Annotated in this window: 1 pseudogene; it reads right to left on the minus strand. The window is 60.5% G+C overall.

Going from position 1 to position 263, the window contains the following annotated elements:
- Positions 1-263 (minus strand): annotated as a pseudogene (locus SB764_RS41380) (energy-dependent translational throttle protein EttA); the annotation flags it as partial.

Raw genomic sequence — 263 nt, forward strand, 5'->3', positions numbered from 1 at the left:
GCAGCACGTTGCCGCCCTCTTTCAGGGTCAGGGCCAGGTGCAAGCGACCGCGCTCACCACCCGACAGGTCCTTGACGAACTTCTGCTGGTCACCGCCCTTGAAGTTGAAACGCCCCACGTAGGTACGCGACGGGATTTCATAGTTACCGATGCGGATCTGGTCGGAACCGTCGGAAATCTGCTGGAACACGGTCTTGCTGCCGTCGAGGTCGTCGCGGCTTTGATCCACACAGGCAAGCTGCACGGTTTCGCCGATCTCGATG

This window comes from Paraburkholderia sp. SIMBA_027, assembly GCF_046535315.1.
Taxonomy (GTDB): domain Bacteria; phylum Pseudomonadota; class Gammaproteobacteria; order Burkholderiales; family Burkholderiaceae; genus Paraburkholderia; species Paraburkholderia tropica.